We start from the raw sequence: 15,374 nt of genomic DNA, 5'->3' as shown, positions 1-15,374 counted from the left end.
GGCATACTTATTACTCCCTAATAATTAAAAGAACTAAATCTCATAATTAAAAAAGCACTATCTCTTTTAAAGAAATAGTGCGTGAAGCAATTAATAAGTCACTGTAACAACAACACTATCAGAGTAGCTACCAGGTCTACTTGCAATCGTAGTACCTTGCGGAATTTTTCCATAAACTGTAGTGGTTTGAGCATTACCTGTTCCAGTGCCAGATACTCCTCCCGTTCCCCCAACGCTATTCACTCCACCCGTAGCATCCCACACCGAACTATAAGCAGCATCTTTGTATAACTGATAGGGAATAAACTCATTATTACTATTGGCCATACGCCTGAACCCTCCGCTTATACGGTTATTGCCATCCCCTAAATAAATCGAATATGGCGTTCCAGAGTTACATGTCGTATTTACAGCACCTTGAGTCGTGTAGTCACGCTTAGTAATACCAATATCATTAATATTGCCAAAATCGACATTTGAGGTTGAGTTTAATTGACAAAGCGTCGGTACCACAAAGTTCGCTGTTAGCGTTACATTTCCAGAGTCCCAGCTGAGTAAATCACCTAAACATAACACCGCTAGAAGATCCATATCCCAAAAGAGTTGAACCGTAGCGGTATAGGTTCCTTGAGGATAGGCAATTAATGATCCTGTTCGCGCTGGTACTTTCACATTTACCGAGTAACTAAGAATATTATTTGAAGCGACAGTTACCACTGGACCATACCAAACATTAGAGGTTTGGTTGGTGGTAGAAGAACCGGCTCCACCAACAGTTGCAGTGACTGTATACGGTAACGATACGCTATTATTTGTAGTGGTTGCTCCTGTAAATACTGTCTTCATACACATAAACGGAGAGATTTGAGGTATTAGTCCTCCATTCGTGCAAGTAATTGTTCCTGAAAAGTTTACAGTTGCATCACTATTAATATTTGCTGCCGTGTAAGTAAATGTATTATTAGTCGTTCCAGCTACCGTACAGGCAGCATGCGTTGGACTCAAAAACGCATAAACGAGATAAAGTAAGCAAATGCCTATAAAGTATTTTAAAGATAAGGAAATTTTTTTATAGCTCTCTATTTGAGCCTTATTCATAATATTTAATGACATATATAAGGTCCCAATTTCTTAGTTGAGTACTGATTACTGTTATAAGTGAAGTCAACTTGGCATGAACCATGATCGAGAAGATCTACTTCAAGTTTGTTTTGTTTTAATAAGTTGGGAACGAATACTTCACCATCGTAGCCCACTATTGCATCTTGTTGCCCATTAATTCGAACGCTATAACCCGGCTTTAACGGTGAGTTGTTTTTATCAACGACTTTTACTAAGCCTGAAACGACCTGATGTGCACCAAAGTCAACTAAGGTTCCTTGGCGGTAACCTACTACTGTTTTTTGATCTGTAGATTTAACATTCCAATTTAAAGGTAAATAAGATGGATCTAAATAAATATGGTTCTCCCTATAAGGCATGAGGCTTGGAATAAGAAACCTTCCGGACTTATCAGTTGTTCCTAGATTTATCCCACCATTGATAATCTGGCTTTGCGGTCCGGCATTGGTGACAACAGCATAACCATCGCCTATTTCATTGGCCGCAAAGACGCGTCCTGCTGCTGCAACTAATGATCCAGTCGCTGAAAGTGCAACTTGGTCATTGTCTCCAATTCGGTTATAGCGACCTGTCAGGTACGCAGCTCGGGCGCGATAAGAGCCATAGATCGATGCATTGTTAGTATGTGCATCTTGATCCCGCTCAACATATCCGCCCCATCCAAATGAATCAATTTGTGGTTCCGATAGAACAAATACTTCTTGTCGATAAGTCAATCTGCCACTATCACTAGATACGCTAGAAATAGCATTCACTCTGGTAGATGGTGTATAGCGCAGGGCAAAGTAAATGCCATAGTCCTTATGGTTTTCATAGTCTTTATAAGCTGAACTATAAAAGCCCCAATTCTTGTTTAAACTTCCACTTAAGTTAGCAGATAGCAACTTATAGGAGTTATCACTGTATTTGATCTGGTTATAGCCGACATAAATGCTATAGCCCGGATAAAAGTTATAGTTAATCCCTGCCCTAATAATCTCATCTGCCAGTGCACTGTAGCTCAAATAATTTTGCGGCTCAGAAGTAATCTGGTTTTCTTTTAAATATCGAATTTGAGACACACGGGCTAAGTCAAAATAGTTATCGAATACTTTGCGGTAACTGGTATTAAACGAAATATTCTTGCTAATACGCCCTTCTAAACCAAGTAAGGCAGAATAACCGTTCTCATCCTTATACTGGCTTGCTGCAATGTCGGCATTAATCACTCCAACACCAAAAACATTCTTGGCAAAACCTGTGCCTAGATTCGACAGGCCATCTGTTGAAGCCTCCGCACCACCACTTAAAGTGAGTGAGTTACTGTAGCCATAGCGAATCGCGCCCGAAGCAAAGGTAGCATCATCATAATCGTTTGAGTACAGCCCATAGTTGTAGCGTGGAACCCCAACATCCACTGAAAACTCATTTATACCTTTTGCCAGAATCTTCGATGAAAAATAGTAAGGTTTTTTAGTAATAGTTTGCTGACCTGTCGCATCGGTAGTCACCAGTGTGACTTCATTTCCAGAAATAAACGGCAGCTGTTTAACATCAAATGGGCCTGAAGGAACAAGGCCTGAATAAATCTTTTGCTGGTTAACGTATAAGTCTAGTGTTGAAGGTAACGCTGCCGAACCAGAAAACTGCGGCAGCGCCGAGGTAACAATATCACCACGTTGGGTATAAGCACTCGACCATTGCAAACCGGCAAGACGCACACTACTGCCCCAGTCAGAGCTATTAGAAATAAAGTCACCTAGGGTATATATTCTAACTTTTTCAGGGTCTACATATTGCCATTTACTTTCCAGACGTACCCATTTTTCATGGCTATAGCTCGTTTCATTACTACCGTTGTATAAAACGCCTGATGAAAAATTACCGATGCCGCTATTAAAGATACCTTCAGCCGAACCAGAGAAAATACTCTCATCATTGGTTATGGTGTGATACAGGCTGTAATTCAGGAGTGCAGCATTTAAGGGTTTCATTTTTAGCAGACTGGAGCTAGTGGTCTGTTGCCCAGTTAAATCAACTAAGTAACCCATTAACATGTTTGACGGAACTTGTAAGTTCAGAGACTGCTCATTTTCTAAGTACTTAAACTGGATTCCTTTAAGTTCGTTAAGACATACCCATTGGCTATCAGGGATATGTTCATCCATTTTCACTCTTAGCGTTTTTAAGTCACCAGAACGAATATATAACTTTCCATCTTTAGATTGTTTTACGGAAAACAAATCTTCAGAAGTATTTGAATTAATAGAAATATTTAAAAATAGCTGAGTGAAATCATGTTCTTGCTGCTGTCCATTCGTCTTTTCATGCATATATTTATTATTACTTCCTATAGACTTAGGAACACTAGGAACTGCAGTATTTGTATGATCTAGTAACTGTTCAGCAAAAGAATACGTTGGAAAATACGCAACACATAAGACACCTATAATATATTTCATATAAGCCTCTTAAAGTGTGGTTTTCTTACCATTAACTGTCAGAGAAATGCTGTATTTATGATTGGGCTGATATGTAAAATTATTAACTGAATAGCTTCGTGCTTGGTTTGCAAGAATGTAGCCATTCACGGTATTCACTTTAATCGGATAACTTTTATTTTCGGTGTTATCTATAAGTGTTAAGTCATTTAAAAGTGCATGTCGGTTTCCAATATTTCTAATATTTAAAAAAGCTTCCTTTTGATGAGTATCAATTTTCCAATTTAGTTGAGTAATCGCATCTTTATTGACTACAAATACAGGCAATGATGAGCGAAGTAATACATTTACACCTTGAGAAGCTTTACGGCTATCAACTGGTTTTGGTAATTCGTCAATAATAATACGATAGGTTTTTTCACTAGAAATCGGCTCCGGGTTAATTCTGACTACCCGTAAATTATAAGACTCGCTAGGCTTTAACTTTAAAAAAGGTGGGCTAATAGTGATTTCATCTGTAGGTGTTAATTGATCTTGTCCATTATTTTGAGTCCATTCAAATATACGTGCCTGTAAATCAGCACTTTCATTTGACTGGTTATATAAACTAATTGAAGATGCTTTTTGATGACTTAAAATTTCTATACTTACTGGTGAAAGACGGATTGTAGCGGCGTGAATAGTGCTAGATAAAGATAAGAATAATCCCGTAATAATAAAAATATTTTTTTTCATGTTTTACTCAAATATATATCTTTTTAATATATTAGCCCTTTCAAAAGGGCTAACAGCTTTTCTAATTTATACAACTTAATAAGTTACCGTTATTGTTACCGTATCAACATAACTACCCGCACTCGGCAGTGCTGAGCCAGCAGGAAGACGACCATATACATTCACTGTTTGTACTGCACCACTACCTGTTCCACTATAAGCGGTTGTTGCTATACCAATCGCGGTGGCACGTCCTGTATCCGAATACAGGTTATAAGGAATATATTCATTACTTGCTGCCCCGCCAATCATGCGTCGTTGGGTTGATAAAACATTTTGACCCCCATCAAACGACAAAGTCCATGGCACAGTATTGTTACAAAGAACTTTAATTGAAGTACCACCTGTAGTTGAGGTATCCGCATCAACATTACTAGCGAGAGAACTCAAAGTACCAAAGTCCAAAACCGCATTTGTTGTAGTACCTGTTGCAGAGGTATTCAGGACACAACTATTTGTTACTGTCGCCTTAACAGTTAATGTCCCCGTCGCTGTAGCGGCATTTGCTGCGTTCAGGGAAAATAACCCTACAGCTATTGCCGATAAATAAAAAAAAGTCTTTTTCATGGCCAAAACCTTTTAAATTAAATTTTCGAATTAATAGATATAAAAAAATTAACCCTTATTCTTACAATCATTTTTTATTTGACTGCTCTTTTAAAGCTTATTTTTTATCCTATTTTAAATATCATACATAAAAATAATTAAAATGCATAAACTTGTTATTATTTTTATTTCTATTTAATAAAATATAGTTACTTAAAGTTACTCCATAAATATAAAAATCAACATTAACAAATCATAAGCATTTGATTTAAATTAATTTAACCATTCTATCAAAAAATTTATTGATAAAAATTTAAGTAAATGTGTCATTTTTTAATTTTCGGCAATTAATCACAAAAAATAGCATTTTTATGCAATGCTTCAACTTAAAATTAAATTGATTTATTTTTTAATATATTTAAAAAATACATTTAATATAAATTAATAAACGACATAATTTAAAGAAATATAAAATAATGGTAAAAATAAAGGCCTCTTTAGAGACCTTTATTAAGTATATTTAAATAATTAAACGCTTAACATACTATTTAAAGTTTCAGAAACGTTTTTAGATTTCACTTTAGGCTGCAATGTCTGTAAAGCTTGCTGTACTTGGGTACGCTGAGGCTCTGCAAGTGTGTACCAACGTGACAATACCTGTAATAGGCGTGAACCTAAAATCGGGTTCTTCTCATCAAGATATTGTGCAAGATTAATAAAGTGCGCTACACCAAAGCCCCAAGTATTTTCAGGGTTATTTGACAAGCCCCCACTTACGGCGCGAATACGGTTTGGCGTCGTGAGGTCATAATCAGGATGCTGAGTAAGATATTCAATCGTCTCAACAGTGGCATTTGGATTTGCTGCCTGAATCATAAACCATTGGTCTAAAGACAATGCTTCATCTTTAAAGCGGTCATAGAAATCAGCTAGGGCATCTTGAGCCTGAGGTGCATTTTGCCAAACCAATACACGTAAGGCACCTAAACGTTCAGACATATTGCCTGTGTTTTGATATTGCACATGTGCTAATTCAAATGCAGTTTGGTCGCCCTGACGAGCCATCATCATAAGCATAATGTTCTTTAATGCACGTACACCCATCGCTAAAGAAAATTCTTTTTGTTGGTCTGGGTCAAGGGTAAGGTAAGTATCTTTCCAGAAAGAACCTAAATCTTGTGCTAATCGATTCAGCAAGGCCTCACGTTTTACATGAACATCGGCTGGTGCATAGTTCTGATCGATACGACTACCCAAATAACCTTCACTTGGTACATCAAACAAACGAGATGCTAAAAGTGGGTCGCGGCCAACCAACTCAGGCAAAGTGCTCTGAATAGCTTGAATGTACGCATCGGCAGAATGGTCTTCTAACAAAATACGTTCAAGCAAGGTTTGAGTTGCTTGCCACTGGTTAAAACCATTTGTTTCGTGTTGAATTAAGAAAGCTAATTCTGCATCGGTATAGTCAAATACAAGATTTACAGGCGCAGAGAAATTACGGAGTAACGAAACAACTGGCTGTTCAGTCACACCTGTAAACTCAATGGTTGCCTCGTCTTGATCAAACAAGTACACGCCATCTTTAACATCATTTACGAATAAGCTGTCACTGTGCAATGTATATTGCTCGCCTGTTTTAGCATTAAATAGCGCTAAAGCCACAGGAATCGGAACAGCTTTTAAATTTGGATATTTAGGATGTGCTTTTAGGCTTTGTTTAAAGCTCAAACGGTAAGTTTGTGCTGCTGCATCGTACTCACCTTTTGCTTCAAGCTTTGGTGTACCCGGTTGGTTATACCAAGTTAAAAATGCAGATAAATCGACACCCGAACCTGCTGATAATGCAGCAACCCAGTCTTCTACAGTCACGGCTTGTCCGTCATGACGGCGGAAGTATTCGTCTGTTCCCTTACGGTATTTTTCTTTACCCAGTAAGGTCGACATCATGCGGTTAATTTCCGCACCTTTTTCATAGACTGTAGCTGTATAGAAGTTATTAATTTCTACAAAGTGGTCTGGACGTGGTGGGTGCGACAATGGGCCTGCATCTTCAGGGAATTGGTGTGATTTAAGTACAGCAACGTCATCAATACGTTGAACCGCAGCAGATTGTAAATCTTCCGAGAAAGACTGATCACGGAATACCGTTAAGCCTTCTTTTAAACACAGTTGGAACCAGTCACGGCAAGTAATACGGTTTCCTGTCCAGTTATGGAAATACTCATGGGCAATCACCGACTGCACACGCATAATCGCAGCGTCAGTTGTGTATTCTTCATCAGCAAGCACGCATGAAGTGTTAAAGATATTTAAACCTTTATTTTCCATTGCCCCCATGTTGAACTGGCTTACCGCAACAATCATATAGTTGTCGAGGTCATACGCACGGCTGTAGTGTTCTTCATCCCAACGCATTGAATGCTTTAAAGCTTCCATTGCGATATGACATTTTGGAATGTCTTTTTCAATTGCATAGATTTCTAATGCAACATCACGCCCTTCAGAGGTCGTGTAACGATCTTTAAGTACAGCTAAATCACCAATAACACAAGCGAACAAATAGCTTGGCTTTTTAGTTGGGTCTTGCCAGATTGCAAAGTGGCGGTTTTCACCCGCTTCGCCTGTTTCAAGCAAGTTACCATTGGCAAGTAATACTGGGTATTTTTTGTCTGCTTCTACGCGAGTCGTAAAGACTGAAAGTACGTCTGGGCGGTCTGGATAGAAGGTAATTTTACGGAAGCCTTCAGGCTCGTTTTGCGTAACAAACAAATCGCCTGCTTTATATAAACCTTCAAGCTGAGTGTTGGTTTCAGGATGAATAATCACTTGAGTCTGTAAAATGACTTCATCTGGTGCGTTAGTGATCACCAATTGTTCACTATCGAGTAAATATTGTGCAGGAGTAAGCTCTTGACCATTGAGCTGAATAGATTGCAACTCAAGATCACGACCTAACAGCACCAAGTCTCCAGCAGTTTGACGCTTCATGACTAAAGTTGAATCAACAATTGTTTTATCGTCATAGACTTGAATATCAAGATTAATGGATTCAACCAAGAACGAAGGTTTTTGATAATCTTTTAAATAAACTGTTTGATCTGCCTGAACTGGAGGCTGTGCCGCAATATTCATCTTTATTCCTTATATACTTTTCGGAAACCGTTGTACGAATTTTATGAACTTGATCATACACATTCATACATACTGTTGTTTGTTTACCTTTATAAAATTAATGGGACTTCATTTATACATTTCAAATTAGAATTTGGTTTTATTAGCACAGATTAGACCAAAATTACGATAATCGTTGTTTATATAATCAATCTATACAATAAAAATAAAACTCCTTTCGCTTTTAACATTTTTTAGGAGCTACTTACATTTTGGGCATGGTTCTTGCCTTAACTAATATACCAGTATAAGTATTTCAATTAGAACAAGAGGTAGCCACTATGGAATTAAAAACTTATTTACATCGCTTAGAAAATATTAAAGCTATTCATGATCTAGACGCAGCAGGACTCGACCATCATGTGATCGCCGTGTTTTTAACTGCCGAAGGTATTTCAATGACTGCTCAGGAGGTAACCACTATCGTTAATACTTATGACGCATTAGGTAAAGTGAAATTACCAAGCAAAAAAGTACAAGCGCTTATTAATGCTAAAAAACTTGGGCAACATGATGAGAGCTTGCCGTGCCCTGTTTAATCTTAACTTTTAATCTCTTATGAAAACCTAAAATCAAAATAAAGATTTTAGGTTTTCTATTTTTGCACCAAACAAAAATACAATCTCAGCTATCGGCAATGCGGCTGTGTATAATAGGTCAATCATGATTGATTTAAGTGTTCGGAGCGAAATGGCCTTACAAATTCTACAGAAACAGCTAGATGAAAGTAGCCATTGTCCACTCTGCCAAGCTTCAATGTATTGGGTAGATGCCGAACAATTTGAACAAGACATTCAATTTCATGAATGCAGTCATTGCCAGCACCGTGTATTTAAAGACACAAAAATGACGTGCCATTGTGACCAATGCACTAAACAAAGAAAAAAGCTTTTACAGCAAACCCGCCTACAAGAACAACGCCAGTTTAAGTCAAAAGACCAACCTCAGCGCAGTCTTGAACAACTGAGTTTTTTAAATAAACTTTTTCTGCTTAGCTTGCTTGATGACTATGCACGTGACGATGTTGCGCATGACGAATACATTCACTGGGATCAAATAAAATATCAACCTATTACACCCAACTGGATGTTCCAAAACCATCTCATTAAACAGCTTCATAAAGATGGAATTTTAAATGCACAGGATCAATCTGACGAACCACAGTGCTTTTATTTAAACATTCGTTTAGATGGTTATAGTGACCCAAGCTTATTTAGTGTAGCCCAGCAACTACGTCATTGGTTTTATGAAAACTTAAGTCTTGGTATTCCATTTCGTAGTGCCGATGAAGTGAAAGATGTACTGTTTCAGGTGCTCTATCAAGAAATTATCCAGTTTATGCAGTTCTACTGCCGAACATGGGGTATTCAAATTGCGGGGAGTTCTAACTTTCAAACTTTTTGCTATCGTTTAATGGACTCATTGGCCATTGGTCAAATTTATTATTTGATTCAAACCGCGCTTGAATATCTTTATAAGCAAAAAGCTCTACAGCCACGTAATGAAAAGTTTATTAATACTAATTTATTAAAGAAAACTTTAGAACAATATCGGGAAAGAGCTTTAGCTGAAAAGTGGGAAACTTCGATGTTGCCACGTCCGTACAATATTCCTTACAGTAAAATGAGCCACATTTTGTTTAACCGCTTTTTAGGTTATGACGAGCAAATTTTTGTACAACCTGTATGGAAAGCATGGCGAAAAATTGAACCTCGGTTAAACTTTTACTCAGTTAAACGCTGTATGCATTGTGGTTCAAATGATTTAAGTGTTGATTATGATGCAGCAGATTATGTTTCTTTGATTTGCGAAAGATGTAAGCATCAAGATCACTATTTTACGCGTTAAATGTTATCTCTGGCTTATAAGGATAATCAGATGACTTCAACATCAAACCTCATTGAACAGGTGATTGAAGCTTGGCAAAACATGCAGGCAAAAGCGCCTCTTGTACAATGCATCACCAATAGTGTTGCAGCCAACTATACAGCCAATGTATTACTGGCTTCCGGTGCCTCACCTGCCATGATTGATAATCCTTATGAAGCAGAAAGCTTTACCAAGATCTCATCAGCTTTAAGCATTAATTTGGGGACACCTACTTCAGAACAAATGCGAGCCATGCAAATCTCTGCCAAAACAGCACAGCTTAGCAATGTTCCTTGGGTACTTGATCCAGTCGGTTATGGACCCATTTTAGCTTGGCGCAGTCAAATGACAGACGAGCTTTTGCAGTTCAAGCCAAGCGTTATTCGTGGTAATGCTTCAGAAATCAGTACACTTGCAGGCAAACAAGTTCAATCTAAAGGTGTAGATAGCACTTTAAGTAGTGATCAAGCCTATCAGCAAGCTGTTTCTCTCTTAACACATGCAAGCTGTATCGCTATTTCGGGCGAATCAGATTATATATTGTCTAATGAAATAGATGCTGTGATTCAAGTGAACGGCGGAAGTCCTTTACAACCTAAAATTACCGCAACTGGCTGTGCTTTGGGTGCATTAATTGCCGCATATAGTGCTGTGACAACACCAACCATTGCTGCTCTTTCAGCTCATGTTCATTTTGCAATTGCGGGTAAACTTGCAGCAAATCAGGCACAAACTATGGGAAGCTTTAGTAGCATCTTTATGGATTATATCCATATGTTAGATGACAACCTGATTGAACAGTATGCAGATATCAAACTTTTAAACATACAGGCATAACCTAAGTTATACCTGTATCATCCTAGCCTCATTTTAAAAGTAAGTAGATGTCTGTAACAAGATCGCACTCGTTCACTTCATGCACAAAGTTGTGATAGTGAAAGAAAACCGGATAATCCCCTGCTTCTTCTGGTTGCTCAGGTAACCAGTTTCTAAAGATGTAATAGACACTATCTTTAATCTGGTCATGGCTACCTAAATGTCTTACGGTTGCATAACGCCCAGCAGGAATTTCACCTGTCTGTACGCCGTAATGATTTTCAGGTACATCCTTTTCAATTGAACCTGCTATATCAAACCGAAATTCGTCTGCTGGTGTCTGATCGGGGTCAGCAAACGGAATACCATAAGTTCTAGACTTAGTTACAGGCGATAAGCCAGTTTCTTTACGCCAAGCAATAAACTGCGCAGCAGTTTCCAAAACTTTATCGGGACTTCCTAAATGCGATAGATACGCAATCTTTTCAGCAGGCCGTTCAACAATATTTACATTCATTTTTAGCTCACTTTTTGGAAGTGTAAAAACAAACCTCTGGTGCCAAGATTCCCAGTCTGGTTTATCTCTAAAAGCCCGAGGAGTTTGATCGAATGAACGCTTAAATGCACGAGTAAATGCCTCGGGACTATCAAACCCTGCTTGCAAGGCAATCTCAATAATCTTGAGATCGGGTTCAAAAGCCAATTGAAAAGAGGCCCGTTTTAAACGAGAAAGTTGAATAAACTTCATCACATTTAGGCCAATATGAATGGCAAAAATACGATGAAAATGAAACTTAGATAAGGCTGCAATCTGGCTTAATATGTCAACATCTAAATCTTCATCTAAATGTCTTTGAATATAGTCGCAAACCAGTTGCAGCTTTTGTGTATATACAGCCATACATTTATGTCTGTTCATTCGATAGCACTACTTTTACATAGTGCTCATCGCTATTCTTGATCGAAATTGCGCTTTTTATAGTTATACAACTTGCTTGAAATAATCTTCTCTTGGCATGTCGACAAGCTCAACGCACAATTGAATTTCTTTATTAAACCCTTGTTGTAAATATTTTTTGTTGCTAAGCGCCGCTAATAACTGCTCACCCATAAGCTGTTTTTGTTCAGCCGTTCTTCCCGACAAAATATAGACCTTTGCATGAATATAAGCTTGATCAGCCCCTAAGCCAATAAGGAAAACATCATCTTTACGCGCACGGCTTTTAATGTCTTCTGGACTAAATAACTCTGTCTCAATCAGTGTACTATTAATTTCTTCAAGTAATTGTTTTGCGTTCAATCCAGTTAAATTTTCTGAATAATCCACTACTACGTGCGGCATAGCCACCTCAATTTATGTAATAAGTAATTAAGCCAATCAGACTTTATTCAATAAATAATAAAGCTAATCGAACCTGATCATATCCCATTCGAGGACTGGTTGCTTCAACAATTGGTCTTAGTTTGATCGAACCATCATCAGAAAAATGATCTGGATTCTGACGTTTTTTCAATTTTTTATAAATTTTACGGACTTCTTCGACTACTTCTTCACCCGGATGGGCAACCGAAATATCCAGCTTTTGTTCTTTATGAAGTCGAGCTAAATGGTTAATAATCGTTGCTGGTGTCAAGCCACGTTCATGCGCGATGTCTTCAATCTCGTAGCCTTCTTCAAACAAGGCACGTGTTTCATCTAGCGTTGCCGTAGCGTAATTTTGCTTGCCACCTTTTGCGAGTTTTTTCTCATTACGAGAAATCTCGGTTTCATTTAAGGTGCCGCCACAGTGACGAATAAAGGCTTTATGCTGAGCCGTTAAATCTACATCTGCAAAGTTGTCTTCGGCCTCTTTTGAAAGTTCTTGGAAACGACGATCCGCTTTTACAGCTAAACTATCTAACTCTAAAGCTTGCTCGTTAATCCCTAATAGCTTTAACCCAGTTAAAGATTTTAAGCGCGACAATGCAACATAACCCTGACCTTTTTCAAAGGTATTCATCAGGTTAATTTCAGCGGCTTCTAAAGTCATCCCTTGGCTTTTATGAATAGTAATCGCCCAAGCCAAACGAAGCGGAATTTGCTGAAAACTTGCAATGACTTTACCGGCTTCATTTTCAACTGACCACGTCTCAGGCGCAACCAACAATGTCGTGCCATCGGTTAGTTTTACTTTCGGCAATAAGCCATTTTCGTCATCTTCTTCAAAGCCGATGACTTCACCTAGACTTCCGTTGATATAACCCATATCAAAGTTGTTTTTGACAAACATAACTTTGGCATGCTTTTTAAGAGTTAGCTCTTCTGGTGCACGAACTGAAGATTTTAAAGTTTCTAGTAGTTTTTCATTACCATCTAAAACAGCATTGAATTGATGCCCTTCGTTATCAATTTCATTTAAATGCTGATAATTGATATTGTCGACATCCATATTATGCGTATAAAGACGAGTAAAGGTCTCACCAATATCATGCGAACGCGATTGACGTAATGCGTGTAAATGATCTGATTGAATATTTTGCGCACGAATGGCATTTAAAATTTGGTTCAGAATTTCATCGTCTTGACGGTGTTGTTCTGTTAAATAACATACCCGAAATTTGGCTTCGACCCATGCATCAGACATAAAACAGAATTTGTCGCGATTGGCTTCACCATTACGTCCTACAGGGGGTAACTGGAAGAAATCTCCAGCCACAATGACTTGAATACCGCCAAAAGCTTCATCACTTTCTTTAAAATATTTTAAAACCTGATTGACCAGATTAAGCTGCTTCGCATGCAACATTGAGATTTCATCAATAACGAGAACTTGCGCATTTTCAAGGTGTTCCTTGAGGTATTTACGCTCTTTCATACGTTTTAGGTCATCTTCAGTTAACTGATCTTTAATACCGATGCCCGCCCACGTATGAATGGTCATGCCGTTCATATGCGTTGCCGCAATACCTGTAGACGCCGTAATAGCTACAGGCACTTTACGTGCTTTTAGGTATTGGATGTACTGATTAAGTGTATAGGTTTTCCCTGCACCAGCCGAACCGGTTAAAAAAACATTTTCACCTGCTTTGAGCAGTTTAAGCGCAGTTTCCTGTTTCATAATCTCATATGTACATCTTCAACAGCCCATAGCTTAACGATTTTCCCGAAAAAATTAAATGAATGTGCCAAATTTTATATAAAGTCATTAAAAATCAATAATTAAATCCTAAGTAATATTTGGTAGGTTTTTGGTAGGTAGGAAAATAATCTTCACATCACAATACTAAGCCCATGGTGAGGCTCACCTGTAATAACAAACAATGGATTTATGGAAGAAGGAATCACTCCATGGCTTTTAAAAATATTGCAGATCAAACAAACGGTTTTTACATTCCTTGCGTATCACTCTTTGGACCAGGATGTGCCAAAGAAATTGGTACGAAGGCGCAAAACCTCGGCGCAAAAAAAGCATTAATTGTGACCGATGAAGGCTTATTTAAATTTGGCGTTGCAGACCTTATCGCAAACTACTTAACTGAAGCAGGCGTTTCGAGCCATATTTTCCCAGGTGCAGAACCTAACCCAACCGATATTAATGTTCACAATGGCGTGAAAGCCTATAACGACAATGGCTGTGACTTTATTGTGTCTTTAGGTGGTGGTTCATCTCACGACTGTGCGAAAGGTATTGGCCTAGTTACTGCTGGCGGTGGTCATATTCGTGACTATGAAGGCATCGATAAAAGTAAAGTACCAATGACGCCACTGATTGCTGTGAATACAACTGCTGGTACTGCATCTGAAATGACTCGTTTCTGCATTATTACCAATACAGACACTCACGTAAAAATGGCAATTGTTGACTGGCGTTGTACCCCACTGATTGCCATTGACGACCCGAAACTCATGATTGCAAAACCGGCTGGTTTAACTGCTGCGACGGGTATGGATGCGTTAACCCATGCAGTTGAAGCATATGTTTCTACGGCAGCAAACCCAATTACCGATGCGTGTGCAGAAAAAGCCATCACCATGATTAGCCAATGGCTACAACCTGCTGTCGCAAATGGTGAAAACATCGAAGCACGTGATGCAATGAGCTACGCACAATACTTGGCTGGTATGGCATTTAACAACGCGTCATTAGGCTATGTTCATGCCATGGCGCATCAGTTGGGTGGTTTTTATAACCTACCTCACGGTGTATGTAATGCAATCTTATTACCACACGTATGTGAATTTAACTTAATTGCTTGCCCAGATCGTTACGCAAAAATCGCGGAATTAATGGGTGTAAGAACTCACGGGTTAACAGTGATGGAAGCTGCATATGCTGCTATTGATGCCATTCGTAAACTGTCTTCATCAATTGGTATTCCATCTGGTTTAACAGAGCTAGGTGTGAAAAATGAAGACCTTACGGTCATGGCAGATAATGCTCAGAAAGATGCATGTATGCTGACCAACCCTCGTAAAGCTAATCATGCTCAAGTTGTGGAGATTTTCAAAGCAGCTCTTTAATCCTGATGTAATGGCATGTCCCTCTAGTAAGTCAAATCCCTCCGACCGTTGACTTACTTTTTTGGGGAATACTTAGCTCCAGCGGTATTCCCTTTTTTTAGAACCTATACTCCAACCATCTATAAACCTGATTGACAATTTGCCCATTTCAT

General features: G+C 38.5%; 12 protein-coding genes. 4 read left to right on the top strand and 8 right to left on the bottom strand.

The annotated features are described in order from the left end of the window. Positions 1-90: 90 nt before the first annotated feature. The 5 genes from ACIF8R_RS02295 to pepN all read right to left on the bottom strand — a co-directional run bounded on the left by ACIF8R_RS02295 (position 91) and on the right by pepN (position 7,997). Positions 91-1,113 (bottom strand): spore coat U domain-containing protein, encoded by a 1,023-nt coding sequence (locus ACIF8R_RS02295; protein ID WP_343568150.1) that lies wholly within the window; start codon positions 1,111-1,113, stop codon positions 91-93. Further along, entirely contained in the window at positions 1,104-3,563 is a 2,460-nt protein-coding gene (locus ACIF8R_RS02290) for a fimbria/pilus outer membrane usher protein (protein WP_396478807.1), read from the bottom strand. Before ACIF8R_RS02290 ends, ACIF8R_RS02295 begins: the two co-directional genes overlap by 10 nt. A gap of 9 nt (positions 3,564-3,572) precedes the next feature. Continuing rightward, positions 3,573-4,277: a molecular chaperone gene (locus tag ACIF8R_RS02285; RefSeq protein ID WP_396478805.1), complete on the bottom strand. Its 705-nt coding sequence runs from the start codon at positions 4,275-4,277 to the stop codon at positions 3,573-3,575. A 75-nt stretch (positions 4,278-4,352) separates the two neighbouring features. Further along, positions 4,353-4,889 (bottom strand): spore coat U domain-containing protein, encoded by a 537-nt coding sequence (locus ACIF8R_RS02280; protein ID WP_396478803.1) that lies wholly within the window; start codon positions 4,887-4,889, stop codon positions 4,353-4,355. Positions 4,890-5,390: 501 nt separating this feature from the next. Next, positions 5,391-7,997 (bottom strand): aminopeptidase N, encoded by a 2,607-nt coding sequence (pepN, locus tag ACIF8R_RS02275; protein ID WP_396478801.1) that lies wholly within the window; start codon positions 7,995-7,997, stop codon positions 5,391-5,393. Positions 7,998-8,317: 320 nt separating this feature from the next. On the opposite strand from pepN, the gene ACIF8R_RS02270 reads away from it, so the two are divergent. From ACIF8R_RS02270 to thiM, 3 genes are all read left to right on the top strand, one after another. After that, complete coding sequence (locus tag ACIF8R_RS02270) at positions 8,318-8,575, top strand: hypothetical protein (RefSeq protein WP_004700972.1); 258 nt, start codon at positions 8,318-8,320, stop codon at positions 8,573-8,575. Positions 8,576-8,726: 151 nt separating this feature from the next. Continuing rightward, the gene (locus tag ACIF8R_RS02265; RefSeq protein ID WP_311070547.1) at positions 8,727-9,884 is read left to right on the top strand and encodes a hypothetical protein; all 1,158 of its coding nucleotides are present in this window, start codon (positions 8,727-8,729) and stop codon (positions 9,882-9,884) included. A 30-nt stretch (positions 9,885-9,914) separates the two neighbouring features. Then, a complete protein-coding gene (gene thiM, locus ACIF8R_RS02260; protein ID WP_077169296.1) occupies positions 9,915-10,742 on the top strand; it encodes a hydroxyethylthiazole kinase in 828 nt (275 codons plus the stop codon). A gap of 28 nt (positions 10,743-10,770) precedes the next feature. On the opposite strand, the gene ACIF8R_RS02255 is transcribed toward thiM, so the two are convergent. The 3 genes from ACIF8R_RS02255 to ACIF8R_RS02245 form a co-directional block, all read right to left on the bottom strand. Beyond that, positions 10,771-11,622 (bottom strand): GyrI-like domain-containing protein, encoded by an 852-nt coding sequence (locus ACIF8R_RS02255; protein ID WP_396478977.1) that lies wholly within the window; start codon positions 11,620-11,622, stop codon positions 10,771-10,773. Positions 11,623-11,703: 81 nt separating this feature from the next. Then, positions 11,704-12,063 carry a 5-carboxymethyl-2-hydroxymuconate Delta-isomerase gene (locus ACIF8R_RS02250; RefSeq protein ID WP_016804422.1) on the bottom strand — a complete coding sequence of 120 codons (360 nt, stop codon included), beginning with the start codon at positions 12,061-12,063 and terminating at the stop codon, positions 11,704-11,706. A gap of 43 nt (positions 12,064-12,106) precedes the next feature. Next, entirely contained in the window at positions 12,107-13,819 is a 1,713-nt protein-coding gene (locus tag ACIF8R_RS02245) for an AAA family ATPase (RefSeq protein ID WP_396463488.1), read from the bottom strand. A 230-nt stretch (positions 13,820-14,049) separates the two neighbouring features. Here ACIF8R_RS02245 and ACIF8R_RS02240 point away from each other — a divergent pair, with 230 nt between their 5' ends. After that, complete coding sequence (locus ACIF8R_RS02240; RefSeq protein WP_396478798.1) at positions 14,050-15,222, top strand: iron-containing alcohol dehydrogenase; 1,173 nt, start codon at positions 14,050-14,052, stop codon at positions 15,220-15,222. The last annotated feature ends 152 nt before the right edge of the window (positions 15,223-15,374 follow it).

Origin of the sequence: Acinetobacter sp. ABJ_C4_1 (assembly GCF_044538495.1) — a bacterium.
Taxonomy (GTDB): Bacteria; Pseudomonadota; Gammaproteobacteria; order Pseudomonadales; family Moraxellaceae; genus Acinetobacter; species Acinetobacter nosocomialis_A.
Note: the sequence above shows the minus strand (reverse complement) of the source record. Positions and strands in the feature narration are given on the sequence as shown.